15 protein-coding genes are annotated in these 20,312 nt (G+C 71.3%); 7 read left to right on the plus strand and 8 right to left on the minus strand.

The window, feature by feature from the left end:
* Nucleotides 1-559: 559 nt before the first annotated feature.
* From MRB58_RS21390 to MRB58_RS21400, 3 genes are all read left to right on the plus strand, one after another.
* Nucleotides 560-964 (plus strand): helix-turn-helix domain-containing protein, encoded by a 405-nt coding sequence (locus tag MRB58_RS21390; protein ID WP_244779105.1) that lies wholly within the window; start codon nt 560-562, stop codon nt 962-964.
* Nucleotides 961-1,734 carry a DUF6456 domain-containing protein gene (locus MRB58_RS21395; RefSeq protein WP_244779106.1) on the plus strand — a complete coding sequence of 258 codons (774 nt, stop codon included), beginning with the start codon at nt 961-963 and terminating at the stop codon, nt 1,732-1,734. Before MRB58_RS21390 ends, MRB58_RS21395 begins: the two co-directional genes overlap by 4 nt.
* A 62-nt stretch (nt 1,735-1,796) precedes the next feature.
* Entirely contained in the window at nt 1,797-2,213 is a 417-nt protein-coding gene (locus MRB58_RS21400) for a SufE family protein (RefSeq protein ID WP_244779107.1), read from the plus strand.
* A 12-nt stretch (nt 2,214-2,225) separates the two neighbouring features.
* On the opposite strand, the gene MRB58_RS21405 is transcribed toward MRB58_RS21400, so the two are convergent.
* On the minus strand, nt 2,226-4,907 hold the full coding sequence (locus MRB58_RS21405) for a hypothetical protein (RefSeq protein ID WP_244779108.1): 2,682 nt from the start codon (nt 4,905-4,907) through the stop codon (nt 2,226-2,228).
* A gap of 253 nt (nt 4,908-5,160) precedes the next feature.
* On the opposite strand from MRB58_RS21405, the gene MRB58_RS21410 reads away from it, so the two are divergent.
* On the plus strand, nt 5,161-6,870 hold the full coding sequence (locus MRB58_RS21410; RefSeq protein WP_244779109.1) for a thiamine pyrophosphate-requiring protein: 1,710 nt from the start codon (nt 5,161-5,163) through the stop codon (nt 6,868-6,870).
* Nucleotides 6,871-6,905: 35 nt separating this feature from the next.
* On the opposite strand, the gene MRB58_RS21415 is transcribed toward MRB58_RS21410, so the two are convergent.
* From MRB58_RS21415 to MRB58_RS21430, 4 genes are read right to left on the minus strand one after another with little or no spacing between them, the layout of a single operon-like run.
* Nucleotides 6,906-7,700 (minus strand): SDR family NAD(P)-dependent oxidoreductase, encoded by a 795-nt coding sequence (locus MRB58_RS21415; protein WP_244779110.1) that lies wholly within the window; start codon nt 7,698-7,700, stop codon nt 6,906-6,908.
* Nucleotides 7,697-10,852 (minus strand): efflux RND transporter permease subunit, encoded by a 3,156-nt coding sequence (locus MRB58_RS21420; protein WP_256461690.1) that lies wholly within the window; start codon nt 10,850-10,852, stop codon nt 7,697-7,699. Before MRB58_RS21420 ends, MRB58_RS21415 begins: the two co-directional genes overlap by 4 nt.
* Complete coding sequence (locus MRB58_RS21425; protein ID WP_244779111.1) at nt 10,849-11,916, minus strand: efflux RND transporter periplasmic adaptor subunit; 1,068 nt, start codon at nt 11,914-11,916, stop codon at nt 10,849-10,851. Before MRB58_RS21425 ends, MRB58_RS21420 begins: the two co-directional genes overlap by 4 nt.
* Nucleotides 11,913-13,031, minus strand: a complete 1,119-nt coding sequence (locus tag MRB58_RS21430) for an efflux RND transporter periplasmic adaptor subunit (protein ID WP_244779112.1) — start codon at nt 13,029-13,031, stop codon at nt 11,913-11,915. The genes MRB58_RS21425 and MRB58_RS21430 overlap by 4 nt, the downstream gene beginning before the upstream one ends.
* A 288-nt stretch (nt 13,032-13,319) precedes the next feature.
* On the opposite strand from MRB58_RS21430, the gene MRB58_RS21435 reads away from it, so the two are divergent.
* Nucleotides 13,320-13,868 carry a TetR/AcrR family transcriptional regulator gene (locus MRB58_RS21435; RefSeq protein WP_244779113.1) on the plus strand — a complete coding sequence of 183 codons (549 nt, stop codon included), beginning with the start codon at nt 13,320-13,322 and terminating at the stop codon, nt 13,866-13,868.
* Between the two features lie 65 nt (nt 13,869-13,933).
* Here MRB58_RS21435 and MRB58_RS21440 read toward each other — a convergent pair whose 3' ends face one another.
* Nucleotides 13,934-14,659, minus strand: coding sequence for a GntR family transcriptional regulator (locus MRB58_RS21440; RefSeq protein ID WP_244779114.1), 726 nt, complete (start codon nt 14,657-14,659; stop codon nt 13,934-13,936).
* Between the two features lie 196 nt (nt 14,660-14,855).
* Here MRB58_RS21440 and MRB58_RS21445 point away from each other — a divergent pair, with 196 nt between their 5' ends.
* On the plus strand, nt 14,856-16,220 hold the full coding sequence (locus tag MRB58_RS21445) for a cytochrome-c peroxidase (protein ID WP_244779115.1): 1,365 nt from the start codon (nt 14,856-14,858) through the stop codon (nt 16,218-16,220).
* 1 nt (nt 16,221) lies between these two features.
* On the opposite strand, the gene MRB58_RS21450 is transcribed toward MRB58_RS21445, so the two are convergent.
* Both MRB58_RS21450 and MRB58_RS21455 read right to left on the minus strand, forming a co-directional pair.
* Nucleotides 16,222-17,793: a CRTAC1 family protein gene (locus MRB58_RS21450; RefSeq protein WP_244779116.1), complete on the minus strand. Its 1,572-nt coding sequence runs from the start codon at nt 17,791-17,793 to the stop codon at nt 16,222-16,224.
* Nucleotides 17,790-18,971, minus strand: coding sequence for an ROK family protein (locus tag MRB58_RS21455; protein ID WP_244779117.1), 1,182 nt, complete (start codon nt 18,969-18,971; stop codon nt 17,790-17,792). Before MRB58_RS21455 ends, MRB58_RS21450 begins: the two co-directional genes overlap by 4 nt.
* Nucleotides 18,972-19,309: 338 nt before the next feature.
* Between MRB58_RS21455 and xylF the strand changes: the two genes are divergently transcribed.
* On the plus strand, nt 19,310-20,278 hold the full coding sequence (gene xylF, locus MRB58_RS21460; RefSeq protein ID WP_244782072.1) for a D-xylose ABC transporter substrate-binding protein: 969 nt from the start codon (nt 19,310-19,312) through the stop codon (nt 20,276-20,278).
* The last annotated feature ends 34 nt before the right edge of the window (nt 20,279-20,312 follow it).

Here is a 20,312-nt window from a genome sequence, read left to right on the forward strand (position 1 = left end):
ACATTCCCCGCCGCGCCCGATCTGGAGCCGGCCGCCGCGCCGCTTTGTCCCCGCCTCGGACGGCGCCTCCACCCCCCTCGGGCTGCCCGGATGACCCTCCGCCCGTCGCACGTCCTGCAACAGCGCCAGGTGGCGGGCGAGGTCGTAAGTCCAGTGCCCGCACCGCCCCCGCGCACGTTCGCGCCGCAGCTCCCGCCGCAACCAGGCGAGGGGACGCTCGAGCGCCGCCGCCGCAGCGCCTGCCGGATCGCCTTTCGCCGCGTGCGGCAGCGGCCCTGCGAGCGATACAATCTCAGGGTGTAACGAACTCGATGCGAATTGGGGCTCGGCCATTGCAATTCCTCGTTGTATGAAGGAATGCGCAGATTATGTGACCGGAAGTTGGCGGGGATAGGATCGCAGTCATCCCGAGGCGCCGGCAGCTAGCATGATTAACGCAAGCGGCCAAAAGTTATTTGCCCGGTAATTCATGTTATCCCCGTTTTCCATTCCAACTTTAGATTGAGCTGACGGCAGGGCAGCAGTCCGCCTTCGAGGGGAAGGGCGAAAGGCCGAGCTAATGCATACACACGAGTTGGCGGTCATCAAATCACAACCGCTGGGATACCCGCGCAAAACCATAGATCGGCGTACCGTACGACGTATGATTGAATTGACGGTCGCAGCCGCGCTCAATCTTCCCGTCGACGAACTCGCGGCGAAAACGAGGCGGACAGCGCCGGTCGCCTTTGCGCGGCAGATTTCGATGTACTGTGCGCACGTCACGTTCGGCTGGTCGCTGACGGAGGCCGGGGCGGTGTTCTGCCGCGACCGCACAACGGCCGCACACGCTTGCCGCGTGGTCGAGGACCGGCGCGACTGCCCGCACATCGACGCGGTCGTGTCCACCGTGGAGGAGCAGCTCCACTCGTGGATCACCGCGATGGAATTTTGTCGCCAGACCGTGGAAGGGAACCTGGAATGAGCAACGTCACCATTCTGCGTCGCCTCGGTAAACAAAACGTCACCTTGCAGCACGATGGTTCGCTGCTGCTGCCGGGTTCGGTCAACGCTCCCCCCCTCAGCGTCGCCGCCGAAACCGTCGACACGCTCCTGTCGGAGGATCTCATCGCCGTGGACCGCGGCGCGGTGCGGCGCAGCCGCGCGGGGGAGATGTACCTGCGCCGGGCGCTGGCGGCGGTGCCGGAGGATCAGTTCACCGCCCAGCACCGCGAGATGGTGGTCGAGACGCGCACGCGGGACGCCATCACGGTGACGGCCAACGCGGCGGAGAGCCCGCTCGGCTGGTTGGCGACGCGGCGGGACCGCAACGGGGCGCCGATGATCTCGCGCATGCAGTTGGAGGCGGGGCGGCGGCTGGCGATGGATCACGAGCGGGCGCTGCGGCGCGAGCGGGTCACCCAGTCGTGGGACCTGTCCGGCGTGCATGGCGACGGGCCGCGCGACCGGCTCACCGTCAGCGAGGCGGCGCACGACGCGCAGCGCCGCGTGCGCGAGGCCTTGGACGCGGTGGGGCCGGAGATGTCCTCGGTGCTCTACGAGGTCTGCTGCGAGGAGCGGGGGCTGGAAATGGTCGAGAAGCAGCACGGCTGGCCGGCGCGGTGCGGCAAGGTGATCCTGCGCCTGGCGCTCGACCGGCTGGCGCAGCATTACGGCATGGCGCCGTCCGTCTCGGGCGCGGCGCGGGCCGGGCTGGTCCACTGGGGCGCGGACGGCTACCGCCCGAGCGCCTGAGCGATTTTTTCCTCCTGACATCGGCGCCGCGTTCCCCCATGTAGGACAGTTGGAGGGCCGCTATGACGAACGCAGACGACATCGCCGAGGCATTCGAGCTGATCGACGACTGGGAGGAGCGCTACCGGTACGTCATCGAGCTGGGGCGCGAGCTGCCCGAGTTCCCGGACGCTCTGAAGACCGCGGCGACGAAGGTGGAGGGCTGCGTCTCCCAGGTGTGGCTGCGCACGGGACTGGAGGGCGGCAAGCTGGTCGTCCAGGGCGACAGTGACGCGATGATCGTGCGGGGCCTGGTGGCGATCCTGATCGGCTACTACGCCGGCCGGCCCGCGGCCGAGGTGCCCGCGCTCGACGTGCAGGCGTTCCTGTCGCGCCTGCAATTGTCGGAGCATTTGACCCCGCAGCGCTCCAACGGTCTCAATTCCATGGTCAAGCGCATCCGCGCCGACGCCGCCCGCCTCGCGGCCGAAGCGGCGTAGCCGGCCGCCCGCTCAAGCCCCGAACGGGGCGGGGGCGAGGACGAGCGCCGCCGACGCGGGCGGGCTCGCACGGTGCTGGGCCACCATCTCGGCCACGGCGCCGCTGGCGAACGCCTCGACGATGGCCTCGTCCGTCGGCAGCACGAGGTGATGTGCGGCGCGGGCCGCCATGTCCGCGGCGTTGCCCGAACCGTCGATGCCGACGATCGCGCACCCCGCCGCCAGCGCGCAATGCGCCGCGCGCGACAGCGGCACCGGCCAGCCCGGCGCGACCAAAACCACGTCCACCTCCGCCGCGACGAGTGCGTCGGCCAGCGCCTCCGGCGTGGCGCCGTCGACGTGCGCCGCGGTGATGAAGTGCGGCAGATCCGGCCGCGGGGCGAGCGTGAGGAAGGTGTGGCCGCCGTCGAAGGCGTGGCGGCGGGCCAACTCCTGGAACAGCGGCCAGGCGCAGTCGTCGAGCGGGTCGGCGGCGAAGGCGACGCGCAGCGGCCCGCTCACCGGCGCCCGCGTGCGCGGCTCGCCCGGCTCCAGCGCCAGCTGCGGTGCGACGCGGATGAGCTGCGGGTCGGCCACCGGCACGCGCTTGGCGTTGCGCTTGGCGGCCAGCGAGGGCGCCAGCACCGCGAACCGCGTCTCCGCCAGGAAGGCCGAGACGCGCCGCTTGTGCTCGCTGCGGCCCTTGTCGAACCGGCAGCGGTGCGCCGGCTCGGCGGTCACCGGGTTGCTCACGCGTCCGTCCGGATTGAGGAGCCGGCGGCAGGGGCAGGCGAGCCAATAGTCGTGCACCCACATCATCCGCCGCCCGCCGGAGAGGCCGAAATATCCCGCCAGCCGCTCCGGATGATGCCCGGCGAGGCCGTGGACGACGGCGTCGACCGTGATGGAGTAGCGCAGCGCCGTCAGCGCCTCGATCAGCGAGGAGGTCTTGCACGAGCCGACCAGCGCGCCGCCGAGCAGCAGGCGCAGGACCGGGTCGTCGGCGCGCTGGGCGAACCCGGCCCGCGGCGCCTCGGGGTGGGCATTCAGGTAGGGCGTGTTCCGCGCTCGGGCCGTGGCCGCCTCGGCTTGCAGCGCGGTTGCCGCGCTCGCCGTCGCGTCGGCGGGGTCGGTGTCGCTGATCGAAACCAGCAGCACGCCCTCCACGCCCACCGCCTCGATGATGCGGCGGGTGATGATCGCAGGAGGCAGCAGCGTCTCGGCGGCCGGGTAGGCGGGAAGCGGGGGGAGGCCGTCGGGCCGGGCGCTGGTCGCCTGCCAGCGGTTGAAGGGGCGGCGGATGGTGCGGCCTTCGTCGCGTCCCCGCGTGACATAATGCACGAAGGGGTTGAGGTCGGCTTCGGCGACGTCGCTGTTGAGGTCGAGGTAGCCGGTGGTGGAGAACCACGGCGCCGGGTCGCGCCCCTCGCGCCAGCCATACTCCACATAGTGGGCGACGGGGTCGATCTCCTCGCCGACGTCGCGATTGATACCCCGGTAGAAGGCGGCGTCGAACACCTCGGCGATCGCCTCCCGCCCCTCGAGCATCGCCTGCCGGTCGCCCTCCGGGGTGCGCGGCGCACGGCGCCCCTCCGCCCGGCCGACCGCGATATAATGCGCGAACGGCTCCAGCCCCGCCGCGGCGACATCGGGATTGGCGTCGAGATAGCCGGCGACGGAGAACCACGGGGCCGGATCGCGGCCGGCCTTCCAGCCGCGCCGCACGTAGTGCTTGACCGCATCGCCCTTGCGGCCGAGGCCGGGGGTGTTGGCGCGGTAGTAGGCGGCGTCGAACTCGCGGGCGATCAGCTTGCGGCGGCGTTTCTCGTCGTAGCCGGCGAACTCGGCGGCCTTCTCGCGCAGCCGCGCGCGAGCGGCCTCCGCGTCGAGATGGTGGACGAAGGGGTTGAGGCCGCCGCCGCTGAGCCGGGGGTGGCGAGCGAGGTGGAGCGCGACCGAGAACTCGGGCGTCGGGTCGCGCCCCTCGCGCCAGCCGCGGCGCATGAAGTGGTCGAGCGGATCCTCCTCGGCGCCCTCCAGCCCCCCGTAGCGCATCCGGTAGAAGCGCGGATTGAAATGGTCGCGCAGCAGCGTCTTCTGCTCTTCGGGGGTCGGGTCGGCGTTGCCCGGCGTATCGCTGTCCTGGATCTCGCCGAAGACGAGGTGATGCACGAACGGGTTGAGGCCGCTGCGGGCGACGACCGGGTGCTCGGCGGCATAATCGGCGAGGGAGAAGTCGGGCGTCGGATTCCGGCCCTCACGCCAGCCGGTTCGCAGGAAATGGTCGAGCGGGTCGGCGTCCGAGGCGGCCACGTCGCGATTGCGGGCGACATAATGCTCGACGTCGAAGTGGCGGGCGACGAGGTCGCGCAGTTCGGCCACGTCCGGCGTCGGGTCGGCGACCTTGCGGCCGATGCGGCCCTCGGCGCGGCCATGGCGCAGGTAGTGGACGAACGGGTTGGTGCCGGAGGAGGCGACGTCGGGGTAGAGGGCCTTGTAGTCGGCGATCGAGAAGCTGGGCGACGGGCTGCGGCCCTCCTTCCAGCCGTGGCCCAGGAAATGGCGCAGCGGGTCGGCGCCGGAGGCGGCGACGTCGGGGTTGGTGGCGAGGTAGAACTCGGCGTCGAAGGCCTTGGCGACGAGCGCGCGCTCAGCCTCTTCGCGGGTCGGCGTCCGGCGCCGGCGCGAGAACTTCAACCAGCGGGCGGCCTTCATCCGGGGGGCTCCAATCTGTCATCGAGCGGGGCGACAGGGCGCTGCGGGTCGGCCCCGCCGACGAGGCGCGGCCGTCCGGCGACGGGGCGATACTTGGCGTAGGCCGGTTGCCTCGCGCAAGCCTTTCTTGGGGCGATTCTCGGGGTGCGGCGCCGGGGGGTGGTTCGCGGCGGCCAAGTGTGCCCAATTCACCGCGAGCGCCATCGGCCAGTGCGGCCGGCGCGCTCCAAGAGGCGAGACGGTGGGAGGATCCATGGCTGCGCATCATGGTGCAGGGCGGATGACGGCAGGCGGCGCGATCTTCGCGCGGCTGAAGGCGCTCGGGGTGGAGGTGGTGTTCGCCAACTCCGGCACCGACTTCCCGCCGGTGATCGAGGGCCTGGCGGAAGCGGCGGCGCAAGACGCGGACCTGCCGCTGGCGCTGGTCATCCCGCACGAACACGCTGCGATGGGGATGGCGCACGGCTATTACCTCGTCACCGGCGAGCCGCAGGCGGTGATGCTGCACACCAATGTCGGCCTCTCCAACGGCGCCACCGGGGCGATCAACGCCGCGTGCGAGCACATCCCGATGATCATGATGTCCGGCCGCACGCCGGTGACGGAGGGGGGGCGGTTCGGCGCGCGCACGGTCCCGATCGCCTGGGGCCAGGAGATGCGTGACCAGACGGCGCTGGTGCGCGAGGCCTCCAAGTGGGACTACGAGCTGCGCTTCCCCGAGCAGATCGGTCCGTTGCTGGACCGCGCCCACGCCATCGCCATGTCGACCCCGAGGGGCCCGGTCTACCTGTCGCTCCCGCGCGAGGTGCTGTGCGAGCCGGTCGAGACCGCCGCGCTCGACGCACCGCCCACGATGACGCCGGTGCGGGTGGCGCCGGATCCGGAGGCGGTGAAGGCCGCCGCGGCGGCGATCGCGGCGGCCGAGGCGCCATTGGTGATCGCCCAGCGCGGCGCGGGCGACGAGGCGAGCTTCGCCGAGTTCGCCGCATGGGCGGAGGAGTGGGGCATCGCCGTCTCCTCCTGGTGGGCGACGCACCTCGCGATCGCGACGGACCATCCCTGCCACGTCGGCGCCGACCCGGGGCCGTGGCTTGCCGAGGCGGACGTCGTCGTCATCCTCGATGCACTGGCGCCGTGGTGGCCGGACATCCACCCCGCGCCCCATGCCGCGACGGTCATCAACATCGGCCCCGACCCGCTGTTCTCGCGTTTCCCGGTGCGCAACTTCCGCTCCGACATCGCACTGCGCGGCGAGAGCGCCGACACGATCCCGGCGCTGGTCTCCCAGATGCAGGACATGGCGCGCGGCCCGAAGGTGGCGGCCCGGCGCCAGCGCCTGGCGGAGACGACGGCGGCGATGCGCGAACGGCTGGTGACGGCGGCGACCGCGGACGTCGAGCGCGGCATGACGAAGGCCTATGTCAGCCACTGTTTGGGCGAGGCGCTGGCGGGGCGCACGTCCTCGGTGTTCTCCGAGCTGGGCACCAAGCTCGGCTTCCTGCCGCGCAGCGAGCCGCGATCGTGGTTCCAGGAGCCGCATTCGGGTGGCCTGGGCTGGAGCTTCCCGGCGGCGATGGGGGCCAAGCTCGCCGATCCGGAGCGCACGTGCATGGCGACGATGGGCGACGGGTCGTACATGTTCGCCAACCCCACCGCCTGCCACCAGGTGGCGGAGGCGCTGGGGCTCGGCGTGGTGGTGGTGATCCTCAACAACGAGGAGTGGGGCGCGGTGCGCGCGTCGGTGACCGGGATGTACCCGGACGGTGTCGCGGCGAGCGCCAACCAGATGCCGCTGACGGCGCTGAAACCGAGCCCCGACTTCTGCAAGACGGCCGAAGCGAGCCGCGCCTTTACCCGCCGGGTGACGGACCCGGCCGCGCTCCCGGCCGCGCTCGCCGAGGCGCTGGCCGCGGCCGACCGGGGCCGGCAGGCCCTCCTCGACGTGGCGGTGCTGCCGGACTGAGCGGTTCGCCGGAAAGGGGGCGTCGGGGGGCGGCCTCAGCCCTCCGCCTCGGGCCACACGGGCCGCGAGAAGACGCCGCCGTCGACCCACAAGGTCTGCCCGGTGACGTAGCTCGCGGCCGGGGACGCGAAGAAGAGCACCGGACCGGCGATGTCGGCCGGGCGACCGACGCGGCGCAGCGGCGTGACCGCGCCCCACTTGGCGCCGTAATCCGCGGTGCTGCCGGCGGTGCGGTCGACCTCGATGGCGCCGGGCGCGACGCAGTTGACGCGGATGCCGTGCGGGCCCAGCTCGACGGCGGCGACCTTGGTGAATTGCTCGATCCCGCCCTTGGCCGCGGTGTAGCCGACGAGGCCGGGGAAGGCGAGCTTGTTGCAACCGGAGCCGATGTTGACGATCGCGCCGGGTTGCTCGTGGGCGACCATGGCGCGGGCCGCCGACTGGGTGTTGAGGAAGGTGCCGCGCAAATGGGTGCGCACGACGCGGTCCCAATCGTCGACGGCGAGGTCGAGGAGCGGCGCCAGGACCTGCACGCCGGCATTGTTGACGAGGAGGGCGGGCGCGGCCGCGTAGTCGCGCTCCAGGGCGTCATAGAAGCGGGCGACCTGCGTCTCATCGCCGGCATCGCAGGCATAGGCGGCGACGTCGTGACCACGCGCGGTCTCTTCGGCGGCGGCCGCGGCGGCCTCGTGCGGGGTCGCGTGGTGGGTGAAGGCCACGCGGTATCCCGCCTCGGTGAGCGCGCCGACGAGGTGGCGGCCGATGCCGCCGGCGCCCCCGGTGACCACGGCGAGCGGAGCGGGATCCGGTGCGTCGGCAGGACGGGTCATGGCGTTTCCGATGCGGGTGTCGCGCCCGGAGCGGTGGGGGCCTCGCTCGGCGCGGCGTCGGGGCCGTCGCGGGGCGGGGTCACCGGTTCGTCGGCGTGGGCGATCGTCTCGCCCGGATCCTCGCGCGGGACGCGGAAGACCGCCAGGTAGAGCGCGGGGATAAAGAGGAGCGTGATCGCCGTGCCGGCGATGATGCCGCCCATCATCGCCACCGCCATCGGCCCCCAGAAGATCTGCCGGGCGATGGGGATCAGCGCCAGGCTCGCGGCGGCGGCGGTCAGGGCGATCGGCCGGGCGCGCGAGTCCGAGGCGCGGAACACCGCCTCCCAGCGCGACGCGCCGGAGGCGTGGATCACCTCCACCTCATGGATCAGGATCAGCGAGTTGCGGATCAGGATGCCGACGAGCGCCAGGACGCCGAGGATGGCGACGAAGCCCAGCGGCGTGCCGGAGGGCAGCAACGCGGCGACCACGCCGATGAGCCCCAGCGGCGCCGCACACAGCACGATGAAGCCGAGGCGGAAGCCCTGCATCTGCAACATGATGAGGGTCAGCATGATGACCACCATCAACGGCACCACGGCGGCGATCGGCCCTTGCGACTCCGCGCTCTCCTCCACCGCTCCTCCGACCTCGACGTGGTAACCGGTCGGAAGGTCCGCCTGGAAGGCGGCGATCTTGTCCGCCAACAGGGTGACGATGGCGGCGGGCTGGTCGGCGGTGGCGACGGACGCCTTGGCGGTGATCGTCGGCCGGCGGTTGCGCTGCTGGACGATCGGGGGCTCGGAGTCGAAGCGGAAGGCGGCGAGGCTCGACAGGGGGATGGAATCGCCATCCGACCGGGCGATCTGCAGGTCGTAGAGCGATTCCACCGACGTGCGCTCCGCCTCCGCCCCGCGGCCGACGATGTCGACGAGGTAGATGTCGTCGCGCAGCTCGGTCACCGTCACGCCTTCATAGACGGCCTGGAGGGACTGTGCGATCTCCCGCGGCGAGACGCCGAGCTGGCGCGCCTTGTCCTGCACGATCTCCACGCGGATGACGCGGGCGGGCTCCTCCCAGTCGAGGACGACGTCCTTCAGATGCGGGTCGGCGCCCATCAGCGAGGCGAGATCGCGGGCATGCTTGCGCACGACCTCCGGATTCGGGCCGGAGAGGCGATACTGCACCGGCCGCCCGACCGGCGGGCCGACCTCGAGGTTCTTGACGAAGACGTCGGCGCCGGGGATCTCCTCCAGCCCCAGCTTGTCGACCTTGGCCTTCAGCCGGTCGCGGGCCTCGACCGAGGCGGTCTGCACCACGATCTGGCCCATGTAGGGGCCGGCGGTCTGCACGTCGTAGGAGAGGATGAAGCGGGGCGCGCTCTGGCCCACATAGGTGGTGAAGAACTCCACCTCCTCCTGCTCGGCGAGGTAGGCCTCCAGGCGCTGCATCACCGCGTCGGTGCCGGCGATGGAGCTGTTGCGCGGCAAGGTGACGTCGATGATCACCTCCGGCCGGTCCGAGGTGGGAAAGAACTGCTGCTGCACCTGGGACATGCCCACGACCGAGGCCGCGAAAAGGGCGACCGTGGTGACGATGGTGATCCAGCGGAAGCGCATCGCCAGCAGCAGGACGCGCTGGAAAGTGCGGCGAACCCGGCCCGGCGGCTGGTGCGCGTGCTTCAGCTTCTTGGGCAGCATGGTGACGCCGATCAGCGGCGCGAACAGCACCGCGACGATCCACGAGACGAGCAGCGACACGGCGATGACGATGAAGAGCGAGAAGGTGAACTCGCCCGCGTTGGAGTTGTTGAGGCCGATCGGAATGAAGCCGGCGACGGTGACGAGCGTGCCGGACAGCATCGGGAAGGCGATCGACGTCCAGGCGTAGGACGCGGCCTTCTCGAGACTCTCGCCGACCTCCAGGCGCGAGATCATCGTCTCGATGGCGATCATCGCGTCGTCCACCAACAGGCCGAGCGCGATGATCAGCGCGCCCAGCGAGATGCGTTGCAGGACGATGCCGTATTGCTGCATCACGAGGAAGGTGATGGCGAGGACCAGCGGGATCGTCAGCGTGACGACGAGGCCGGCCCGCACGCCGAGGCTGACGAAGCTCACCAGAAGGACGATCGCCACCGCCTCGATCAGCGCCTGGACGAAGTGGCCGACCGCCTCGTCGACGACATGGGGCTGGTTGGCGACCTGGGTCACCCTTATGCCGACCGGCAGATCGGCCACCGCGGCGTCGAGCTCGGCCTGCAGCGCCTCGCCGTACTCCAGGATGTTGGCCCCGTCACGCATGCCGACGGCGAGGCCGATGGCCTCCCGGCCGTCCAGGCGGAAGATGTTTTCCGGCGGGTCGACGTAGCCGCGGCGGATCTCGGCGATATCGGTCAGGCGATAGAATCGCCCGTCGACGCGCAGGTTGACGGCCTCCAGGCTGTCCTCGCTGGAGAACTGGCCCCCGACGCGCACCAGCACGCGCTCCGGTCCGGCATTGATGACGCCGGACTGGACGATGGCGTTCTGCGCCGAGAGCGTCTCGATCACCTGGTCGCGGTCGATGCCGAAGGCGGCGAGGCGGGCGGGCGAGAACTCCAGGAAGATGCGCTCGTCGCGCTCGCCGAACATCTCGATCTTGCCCGCGTCGGCGAGGCCCTGGAGACGGATACGCACGTCCTCGACATAGTCGCGCAGCTCGCGCCGGGAGAAGCCGTCGGCGGTGAAGGCGTAGAGGTTGCCGAATACGTCGCCGAACGTGTCGTTGAACTGGAAGCCGGAGAATTCCTCGGGGAACTCGCCGCGAATGTCGTTCATCATGTTGCGCACGCGCTGCCAGATCCCGGGGATCTCCTTGGCGGGCGTGGTCGGCAACAGGTCGACGTAGACGACCGTCTGGCCGGGGGTGGTGATGGAGCGGGAGACGTCCAGTTCGTCGAGGTCTTCCAGCTCCCGCTCGATGCGGTCGGTGACCTGGTTCAGCGTCTGATCGATGCTGGCGCCGGGGAGGGCGGCGGCGATCACCATCGTCTTGATGGTGAAGTTCGGGTCCTCGGCCCGGCCGAGCGACATATAGGCCATCGCCCCGGCGATCAGCGAGGCGATCATGAAGTACCAGACCAGCGAACGATGCCGCAGAGCCCAGTCGGACAGGTTGAAACCCTTCACTGTGCAATCCTCTCGCCGACGCTCGCGCCGTCCTCGAGGCTGTGAACCCCGCGGGTGATGACCTCGTCGCCCTCGGCGAGGCCGCCGGCGAGCTGCGTGCGCGGGCCGTAGGTGGCGCCCAATTCCACCGGCACCGCGTGGACGATGCCGGCCGGCCGCTCGACCCGCCACGCCATCGTCGCGCCGTCCCGCTCGAAGAGCGCCGCGGTGGGCAGGGAGAGGACGGCGTCGGCCTCCGTCTTCAGCCGGGCGGAGATGAGGGAGCCGAGGCGGAAGGCGGGCGGCGCATCGTCCAGCGCGATGTGGACGCGGCGGGTGCGGGTGGATTCCTCGGCGACCGGCTCGACCGAATCCAGGCGGCCGACGGTGGTCACGTCGCGCGCCGCCTCCAGCGCGACCACGAAGGCGGCGTCGTCGTCGATGGTGGCGAGGGCGGGCTCGGAGAGGTCGATGACGGCCTCGAGGTCTTCGGTGCCGGCGAGGCGCAGGACGGCCTGGCCGGCGGAGACGGTGGCGCCGGCGGAGACGGGGGCGCGGGTCACGACGCCGTTCATGCTGGCCTCGAGCGTGGCGTCCTCGCGCCGGTCGCGGGCCTGGGCGAGCTGGGCGCGGGCCCGCTCCACCTGCGAGCGCGCCACCGCGACCTGCTGGTCGGCATCCTCGACGTTGGCCTGGGATTCGACTTCGCGTTCGAAGAGCTGGCGGGTGCGGCCCGCATTGTCGCGGGCGCTGACGAACTGCGCCTCGGCCTGGGCGAGGCTCGCCTCGGCGGACCGCTCGGCCGCGGTCAGCTCCTCGATGTCGAGCCGGGCGACGACCTCGCCGCGGGAGACGACGTCGCCGACGTCGACGAGGCGTTCGACGACGCGGCCGGTGACCTGGAAGGCGAGATCGGTCTCGATGCGCGGGGCGATCGTGCCCACCCAGGAGGAGGTGTCGAGCGGGGCGAGGCTGAGGATCTCGGAGATGACGGGGCGCGGCGGCGTCGGTGCGGCCTCGTGCTCCTCCTGGCAGCCGGCCAGCGTCAGCGCGGCCACCGCCAGGGCGGCGAGCGCGGCCCTCACGGCCGCACCTGCGCGGCGACGACGTGCCGGCCGGGAAAGACGAAGCTCGACCCCTCGCCGACCACCGTTTCACCGACTTCGAGGCCGGCGGCGACCGTGAAGCGCCCGGTCTCGAAGCGGCTCACCTCGATGTTGCGCAGCGAGACGGTCTCGTCGTCGCCGACGATCCAGACCGCAAGACCGCTGTCCGTGGCGGTCAGCGCCGTCCAGGGGAGCTGGATGACGGGGCGCGCCGGAAGGGTGATCGCCCCACGGATCGGCGCGCCGATCTGAACGCCGGCGGGCGGGTCGGTGATCGTGACGGTGATCTCCACCGCGCCGGTCTCCTCGTTGACGAGGGGGGAGACCTCGCGCACCTCGCCGGTCATCTCGACGGCCGGATCCTCGATGAGGCGCAGCGAGATATCGAAGCGGGCGGGCGGGTCGATAAAGAGCGAATCGGGCACGTCGAAGACCGCGTCGAGCTGGCCTTGGGGGGCGAGGGTGAAGGCGGCCTCGGCGGCGCCTAGCACCTGCCCCTCCTCGGCCGTGCGGTCGGTGACGACGGCGTCGACCGGGGCTTTGAGCACGGTATCGTCGAGGTCGGTCTGCGCCTGCTCGACCTCGGCGCGTGCCTGGGCGACGGCGCTCTGGGCGGCGCGCAATGTCTGCAACGCGGTGTCGCGGGTGGCGCGGGTGGTGAAGCCGCGGTCCAGCAAGCGGGCCTGGCGCGCCTCGTCGGCCTTCGCCTCCGAGAGGGTCGCCTCTTCGGCACGCAGCGTCGCCTGGGCGGCGTTGAGGCTCTCGCGCTGCTGCGTATCGTCGATCCGGGCGAGCACCGTGCCGGCCTTCACCCGGTCGCCCTCGTCGAAATGGACCTCCACCACGCGGCCCCCGTCCGGGAAGGCGGCGCTGATGGTCTCGCGCGCGGCGACTTCTCCGGTGGCCTCGTAGCGGGTCGAGACCGGCCTCGTCTCCACCGTCACGAATTCGACCACCAGCGGCTCCTGGGCCGACGCCGGGCCGGAGAGCGGCAAGCCGGCGGCGGCGAGCGGGCCCGCCAGAAGCGCGAGACGGACCGCGATGCGGCGCACGCATCGCGCGGCGTCGGCGGCGGCCGTGGGGGGAGAACTCATACGGACGGAACCTGTTTCAGAGGTATGGCACAGCGACCGGCGGGACACGGCGCCGGGAGGGGGCGCGGGGCCGCTCCCGGGCGCCGGCCGGCCCGCGACGAGGCGGACCACCGGTACCGAGGACGACCGCTGGCGCACCCCACCGGACCGTGAACTGGGCGCCATCTAGGTGCGCGGGATCGTCCGGTCAACAGGTGTTGACACGCAATCGGTCAATTCGTTTGACTTCCAATCGAATGCAAGCTGGGCAAGGTGCGCATTCGAGACACCACCGAGAGGGGAAAGCAGGTGCAGCACCGCGGCGCGTCGGAGGCCACGCAGGCCCGCATCCTCGAAGCGGCGGTGAACGCGTTCGCGGCCAACTCCTACGATGCGGTCTCGCTGCGCCGGATCGCGCGGGACGTCGGCATCGACGTGGCGCTGGTGCACCGCAGCTTCGGCTCCAAGGAGGGGCTGTTCGTGGCGGTGATGGATCACGTCTTCTGCGATTCGCACGCCAGTGTGCGCAGCGAGGAAAACCTCGCCGATTCCTTCACCGACGTCCTGTTCGAACGCAAGGACACGCCCGCGCCGAACGTGAAGCGGCTGAAGATCGTGCTCCACTCGTTCTCCAACGCGACCGCCAAGTCGATCATCAAGGACCGGCTGGAGACGAACATGCTCGCGCCGCTGCGCGAGCGTCTACAGGAGCCCAAGCGTCAGCGGGCGGCGGTGCTGATGGGGCTGATGCTGGGCTCGGTGATCCTGCGCAACCTCCTGGAGATCGACGGCCTCGTCGACGACGACGGCGAGGCCGAGGCGATGATCCGCGAGGTCATCGAGACGCTGGCGCGCTGATCGGCGGGCTCGGTGCGGCTCGTCGTGCGGGGGGCACGGCGGGGCCACCGGCCGTGGCCGCCTCGCTAATCGCGGCCGGCGGGCGCGGCGTCCGTCATGACGCCGGCGATGGTCTCGCCGGTGTGCATCAGGTGGAGGCGCCACACCCGGCCGGCCTCGGCGGCGTCGCGGGCGTGGAGGGCGGCCATCAGCGCCTCGTGCTCGTCCATCGCCTGGTGCCAGCGTGTCGCCGATACGATTGCCATGTAGCGCCCGCGCTGGGCCCGGCGCATCAGGCTGTGCCAGGTGGCGAGCAGGGTGCGGTTGCCCGCCGCCTCGACGATCGCCTCGTGAATCAGGCTGTTGCAGTCGAAATAGGCGTCGCGGTCGCGGGCGGTGTAGTGCGTTCGCATCGCCTCGTGCAGGGTGCCGATGTAGGAGGCCATGCTCTCCGTCATCCGCTGCGTGGCGAGCTCCGCGGCGACCCCCTCCAAGCTGGACAGCACCTCGAACAGCTCCAGCGCCTCGCCCGGCGTGAACTCCAGCACACGTGCGCCGCGGTTCTGCGAGATCTCGATCAGCCCGTCGATCTCGAGGAGCTTCAGCGCCTCGCGCATGGGGGTGCGGGAGACGTGGAGCCGGGCGCAGAGGGTGCGCTCGACGATGCGTGAGCCGGGCGCGAGGTCGCCGCGGATGATCATGTCGCGCAGCTCGGCGAGGACGCGTTGCGCGGCGGGGACACCTTCGCCCGGCCGCTCGGTGGTCTGCGGAGGGCTATGCCAGTCGGCAGACAGGTCTAGGCTTGCGGGCATGGACACGGCGACCTCCGTTCACGAAACAAGTGAGACTGCAAATGATACTCGGAAAAGTAGCATGCACGCGTATCCGGAAGTGCCGTCAAGTCCACGGCGGCCGAAGACTTGGCAAAATTCGCCGAAACCCGGATATATTCGCCCGCTGCGATAGATTGTGAAATATCACTGCGCGTGTGCTAGGCTGCGACCTGTCATGAAAACCACGACGTCTCACATCATGCTGGCGTTGGTCTCGGCGATCGTGGCCGTGGGGGTGGCGCGGGCGACCGCGGGGGCCGAGCCGCGCGGCGAGACCGCCCTGCCGCGCGCCGTCGTCGACGCCGACTATCGGCCGGTGGAGGCGGCTGCCGCGCGGCTGGGCCAGCTCCTGTTCTACGACCCGATCCTGTCGGGCAATCGCAATATCTCGTGCGCGACGTGCCATCACCCGCGCTTCGGCACCAGCGACGGGATGGCGCTGTCGCTGGGCGAGGGTGGCATCGGGCTGGGGCCGGACCGCGTCGTCGACCCGGACAACGTCCCCGAGCAGCGGGTGCCGCGCAACGCGCAGGCGCTCTTCAACCTGGGCGCGCGCGAGTTCACCGTCCTCTTCCACGACGGGCGCATCGAGGAAGACCCGTCGCGGCCCACCGGCCTGCGCACCCCGCTGGGGGCCGACATGGAGGCCGGGTTCGACAGCGTCCTCTCGGCGCAGACGATGTTCCCGGTCCTCTCGCCGGACGAGATGGCGGGCCATTATTCCGAAAGCGACGTCAGCCGCGCGGTGCGGCTGGGGCGGCTCGCGGGAGCCGGCGGCGCGTGGGACATCATCGCCGGCCGCGTCGCCGCGATCCCGCGATATGCCGAGATGTTCCGGGCGGCCTATCCGGAGATCGCCGCCGGCCGGCCGATCGCCTTCACCGACATCTCCAACGCCGTGGCGGCCTTCGTCGCCTTCGAGTGGCGCTCCGACGACGCCCCGTTCGACGCGGTGCTGCGGGGCGAGCGGGTCGCGACCGGGGCGGCGGCGCGCGGCCAGGGGTTGTTCTACGGCGCGGCCGGGTGCGCCGCATGCCACCGCGGCCCGTTCCTGACCGACCACGCCTTCCACGCCATGGGCGCGCCGCAGATCGGCCCCGGCAAGGGCGCCAGGTTCGAGCGCCACCGCCGCGACGAAGGGCGCATGGAGGTGACCGGCCACCCGGACGACGCCTACAAGTTCCGCACCCCCTCGCTTCGCAACGTGGCGCGCACCGGCCCCTGGGGTCACGCCGGCGCCCACGACGACCTCGCCGCCTTCCTCGCCGACCATGCCACCCCCGCCGACGCGCTGTCGCACTACGACCGGACCGCGGCGCGCCTGCCGGAGCTCCCCGGCGCATCGGACTGGGACGCGCTGGACGATGCCGCCGAGGTCTCGCTCATCCGCGCCGCCGCCGTCGAGGGCGGGGTGCCGCTCGACGGGACGGACATCGCCGCGCTGATCGCCTTCCTGGAAACGCTGAGTGATCCGGTCGCGCTAGGCGGGCGCCTCGGCATCCCGGCCGAAGTGCCGAGCGGGCTGAAGGTGGAGCGCTAGACTATCGCAGGTCGATCCCCGTGGCAGTGCGGTGAAGCACCGCCCGCCCGGCCGCGACGCTGACGAACGGTGAGGCCGTTCCGTCCGGCCAGACGACGCGGATTTGCGCGGCGTCGGCGTCGGCGATGCCGAAGTGGACCGGGCCGGCGCGGCCGCCGCCGTGGCCGCCGCCGACGGTGATCTCCACCGGCTCCAGGGTGCCGTCCGGCCGGCGCCGCTCCACGAAGGCACCGACCGCGAAGGGGTTCGGCCCGTCCTGCCGCACCTCCACCCGCACCGCGCGGCCCGCGACGCCGGCATTGCGCCACAGCTCCAACGGTGCCCGGCGGTTGACGACGACGAGGTCGAGTGCGCCGTCGCCGTCGAAGTCTTCCAGCGCGGCGCCTCGGGCGCGCTCGACCGTGGCGATCCCGGCCCGGTCGGCCGCTTCCTCGAAGGTGCCGTCGGCCCGTTGCAGCAGGAGGTTGTTGGGGTCCTCCATGGCGTTCGTCGGCATCTGGTCGACGTTGCCCTTGGCGATGAAGAGGTCGGCCAGAGCGTCGTTGTTCACGTCCGCGAACTCGGCGTGCCAGCCGGTGGAGGGGCGCCCGTCGTCGCCGAGGAAGGGGCGCTGCGCGTAAGTGCCGATGGAATAGGGCGCGGGGCGCCACCCGCCGGGCTCGGCCAGCATCATCAGCTGGTCGCCCATCGAGGTGAGCACGATCTCCGGCAGGCCGTCGCCGGTGAGGTCGCGACTGGCGATCCCCATGCCCCAGATCGAGACCGGGTCGAACCCGTCCTCGGGCCCCATCGGGGTCAGGCCGGGCATGTGCCACATCTGCTCGGAGCCGCCACGCACATAATAGTGCCGGTCGTTGGAGACGCGCAGGTCCGCGGTGCCCCGGCGCGCATGGTCGGAGAAGAGCATCGACAGGGCGCAAAAGCCCGGCTCCAGCGTGACGGGGGGCGCGTAGCCCGCGCCCTCCCAGCGGTAGAGGGCGTTGACGTCGCACGCCTCGAACGGGCCGGCGGGGTCGGTGCGGTCGACGTAGTTGCCGATGGCGAGCGTCGGGTGGTCGCGGCCGGCCTCGAACGTGGCACTGAATGCGGTGCTCCAGCGGTCCCCGCCGTCGAAGCTCCAGTCGGCCGAGGCGTCGGCGAAGCCGCAGGCACCGTCGCCGCGCAGGAGATGGTTGGTGCCGACCGACAGGACCGCGAGGTCGAGCCGGCCGTCGCCGTCGATGTCGAGCGGCCAGACGCCGGTGGTCTCGCCGAGCGCGGGGAGCACGCCGGCGGTGAAGGCCATGGCGCCGGGCGCGGACGCGTTCACGTAGAGCCGCGCGGGGGCGGTGCCGCCGGCGGCGACGATATCGGGCCGCGCGTCGCCGTTGCAGTCGAACACGGCGACGCCGCCACCGACGAAATGCTCCCACCCGCCGGCGTAGGCGTGCGGCGGGCCGGGGAGGGCGCCCGACGCGTCCTCGAACCGCGGGACCTGCGGGCCCGGCTCCGCGGGTGCGGGCGGCGTGCCGGAGGCGGCGGTCGCCGGGCCGGCAGCGAGGAGCGCCAGCAGGAGGAGGCGGCGGCGCGTCACGGCGCGCCTCCCGGCCGGGTCTCGCCGAGGAGCTGCTCGGTCAGCGAGGCGAGGGCGAGCGCGGCGGCCCCGCGCGCCCACACCATGTCCCCCCAGGCGTTGATCTCGATCTTCGGCGGGGCGCGGCCGGTCTGGCGGGTCAGCGCCTCCACTTCGGCCAGCACCGCGTCGGCGTAGAGGAAGTCGAACCGCATCTCGCCTCCCGACAGAATGATGAGGTGAGGGTCGAACAATTCGGTGACGTTGGCGAGCCCCACCGCGAGATAGCGCCCGGCGCGGTTGAAGATGGAGAGCGCCGCCTTGTGCCCGGCCTTCGCCTCCGCATAGAGCGTTTCGAGGAGGGCGCGGGCCGACCCCGCCGTGTCGCGGTCCCAGTGGAGGGCGGTCTGGGCCTCGCGCACGAGGGCATAGTCGGCGACGTAGGCCTCCAGGCAGCCGCGGCTGCCGCAGCGGCACAGTGCCCCGTCGAGCTGCACCTTGGTGTGGCCGAGCTCCATGCCGAGGCCGGTGCCGCCGCGGAAGACGCGGTTGCCCAGCACCAGCCCCATGCCGACCCCGTTTTCGATCGTCACCACCGCGAAGTCCGTCATCGCCCGCCCGGCGCCGAACCACAATTCGGCCAGTGCCAGCAAGTTGGCGTCGTTGTCGACCGCGACGGGCAGGCCGATGCGCTCGCCGAACGCCTCGCGCAGCGGCGTGTTGCGCTGGGTGAGCAGCGGCGACCACCGCGCCACGCCGCTGGCATGGTCGACCACCCCCGGCAGACCCAGCCCCACCCAGGAGAGGTCCGCGCGGCTGAGATCGGCCTCGGCGAGCGCCATGTCGAGGAGCGTCTCGGCCTCGTCGAGCGTGGCGGTGAGCGACTGGCGGTGCGCGGCGGACGGCATCGTCGCCTCGGAGAGGACGGCGCCGGAAAAGTCGATGACGACGGCGGTATGGGCGTCGTCGGTGAGCTTGATGCCGGCGACCTTGGTGATGTCGGGCGCGACGGCGAGGGAGACCGGCGGGCGGCCGCGGGCGATTTCGCGCGGGCCGTCGAGTTCGCGCACGAGGCCGGCCTCGATCAGCTCGGCGGCGACGGACGTCACCGAGGCGGGCGAGCAGTCGAGCCAGCGGGCGAGGTCGGCGCGGCTGGAGGCGCCGGCGGCACGCAGGCACTCGAACAGACGCTGACGCAAAGGGCGCGTCTCGGTCACCGTCGGGAGCAGGGGCCCGCATCCGGTTCTGACGAGGTCGGAGGTGTCGTCGCCCAGCATACCTTCAGCCGATAAAGCAAACATGGTGCTCCATCATGCCCTTATGCGCGAGTTATGCCAGTCCGAACGTATATTGTGCGACTGCGAAGGCTATTTCGCACATGCAAAAGATTTTTTAATTTTCAGGCTGAACTAATTGTGCGACGATCCGAGCAAACCGAAACGGATTCGTCCGGGCGCCGCCCGGCGAGGGGAGGACACCGGTGACCAAGAACACCCTTTTGGCCGCGGCCCTGATCGCGGGCCTCGCCGGCCCGGCCATGGCGCAAGATCTCACCGTCGGCGTCAGCTGGTCCAACTTCCAGGAAGAGCGCTGGAAGACCGACGAGGCGGCCATCAAGGCCGCGCTCGACGAGGCCGGCGCCGCCTACGTCTCCACCGACGCGCAGTCCTCCTCGGCCAAGCAGCTCTCCGACGTCGAGAGCCTGATCGCCCAGGGCGTCGACGCGCTCATCATCCTGGCGCAGGACTCCCAGGCGATCCAGCCGGCGGTGCAGGCCGCGGCGGACGTCGGCCTGCCGGTCGTCGGCTACGACCGCCTGATCGACGATCCGCGCGCCTTCTACCTCACCTTCGACAACATCGAGGTCGGCCGCATGCAGGCCCGCGCGGTGCTCGCCGAGGTGCCGGAAGGCAACTACGTGATGATCAAGGGCTCGCCGACCGACCCCAACGCGGATTTCCTGCGCGGCGGTCAGCAGGAGGTCCTCCAGGAGGCGATCGACGCCGGTAAGATCAAGATCGTCGGCGAGGCCTATACCGACGGCTGGCTCCCCGCCAACGCCCAGCGCAACATGGAGCAGATCCTCACCGCCGAGGACAACGCCGTCGACGCGGTGGTCGCCTCCAACGACGGCACAGCCGGCGGCGCGGTCGCGGCGCTGACCTCCCAGGGCATGGACGGCATCCCCGTCTCCGGACAGGACGCCGACCACGCGGCGCTGAACCGCATCGCCCAGGGCACGCAGACCGTGTCGGTCTGGAAGGATTCGCGCGACCTCGGCCGCGAGGCGGCGGAAATCGCCCTGGAGCTCGCCAACGGGGCCGAGATGAGCGGGATCGAGGGGGCGCAGCAGTGGGAATCGCCGGGCGGCAACACCCTGTGGGCCAAGTTCCTGAAGCCGGTGCCGATCACCGAGGAGAACCTCGCGACGGTCGTCGACGCGGGCTGGATCACGAAGGACGCGCTCTGCCAGGGCGTCTCCGGCGGCCCGGCGCCCTGCAACTGATCGCATGATGCGTCTGCGCCGCCGCGCCCGCCGC

This window comes from Acuticoccus sp. I52.16.1 (assembly GCF_022865125.1).
GTDB lineage: Bacteria > Pseudomonadota > Alphaproteobacteria > Rhizobiales > Amorphaceae > Acuticoccus.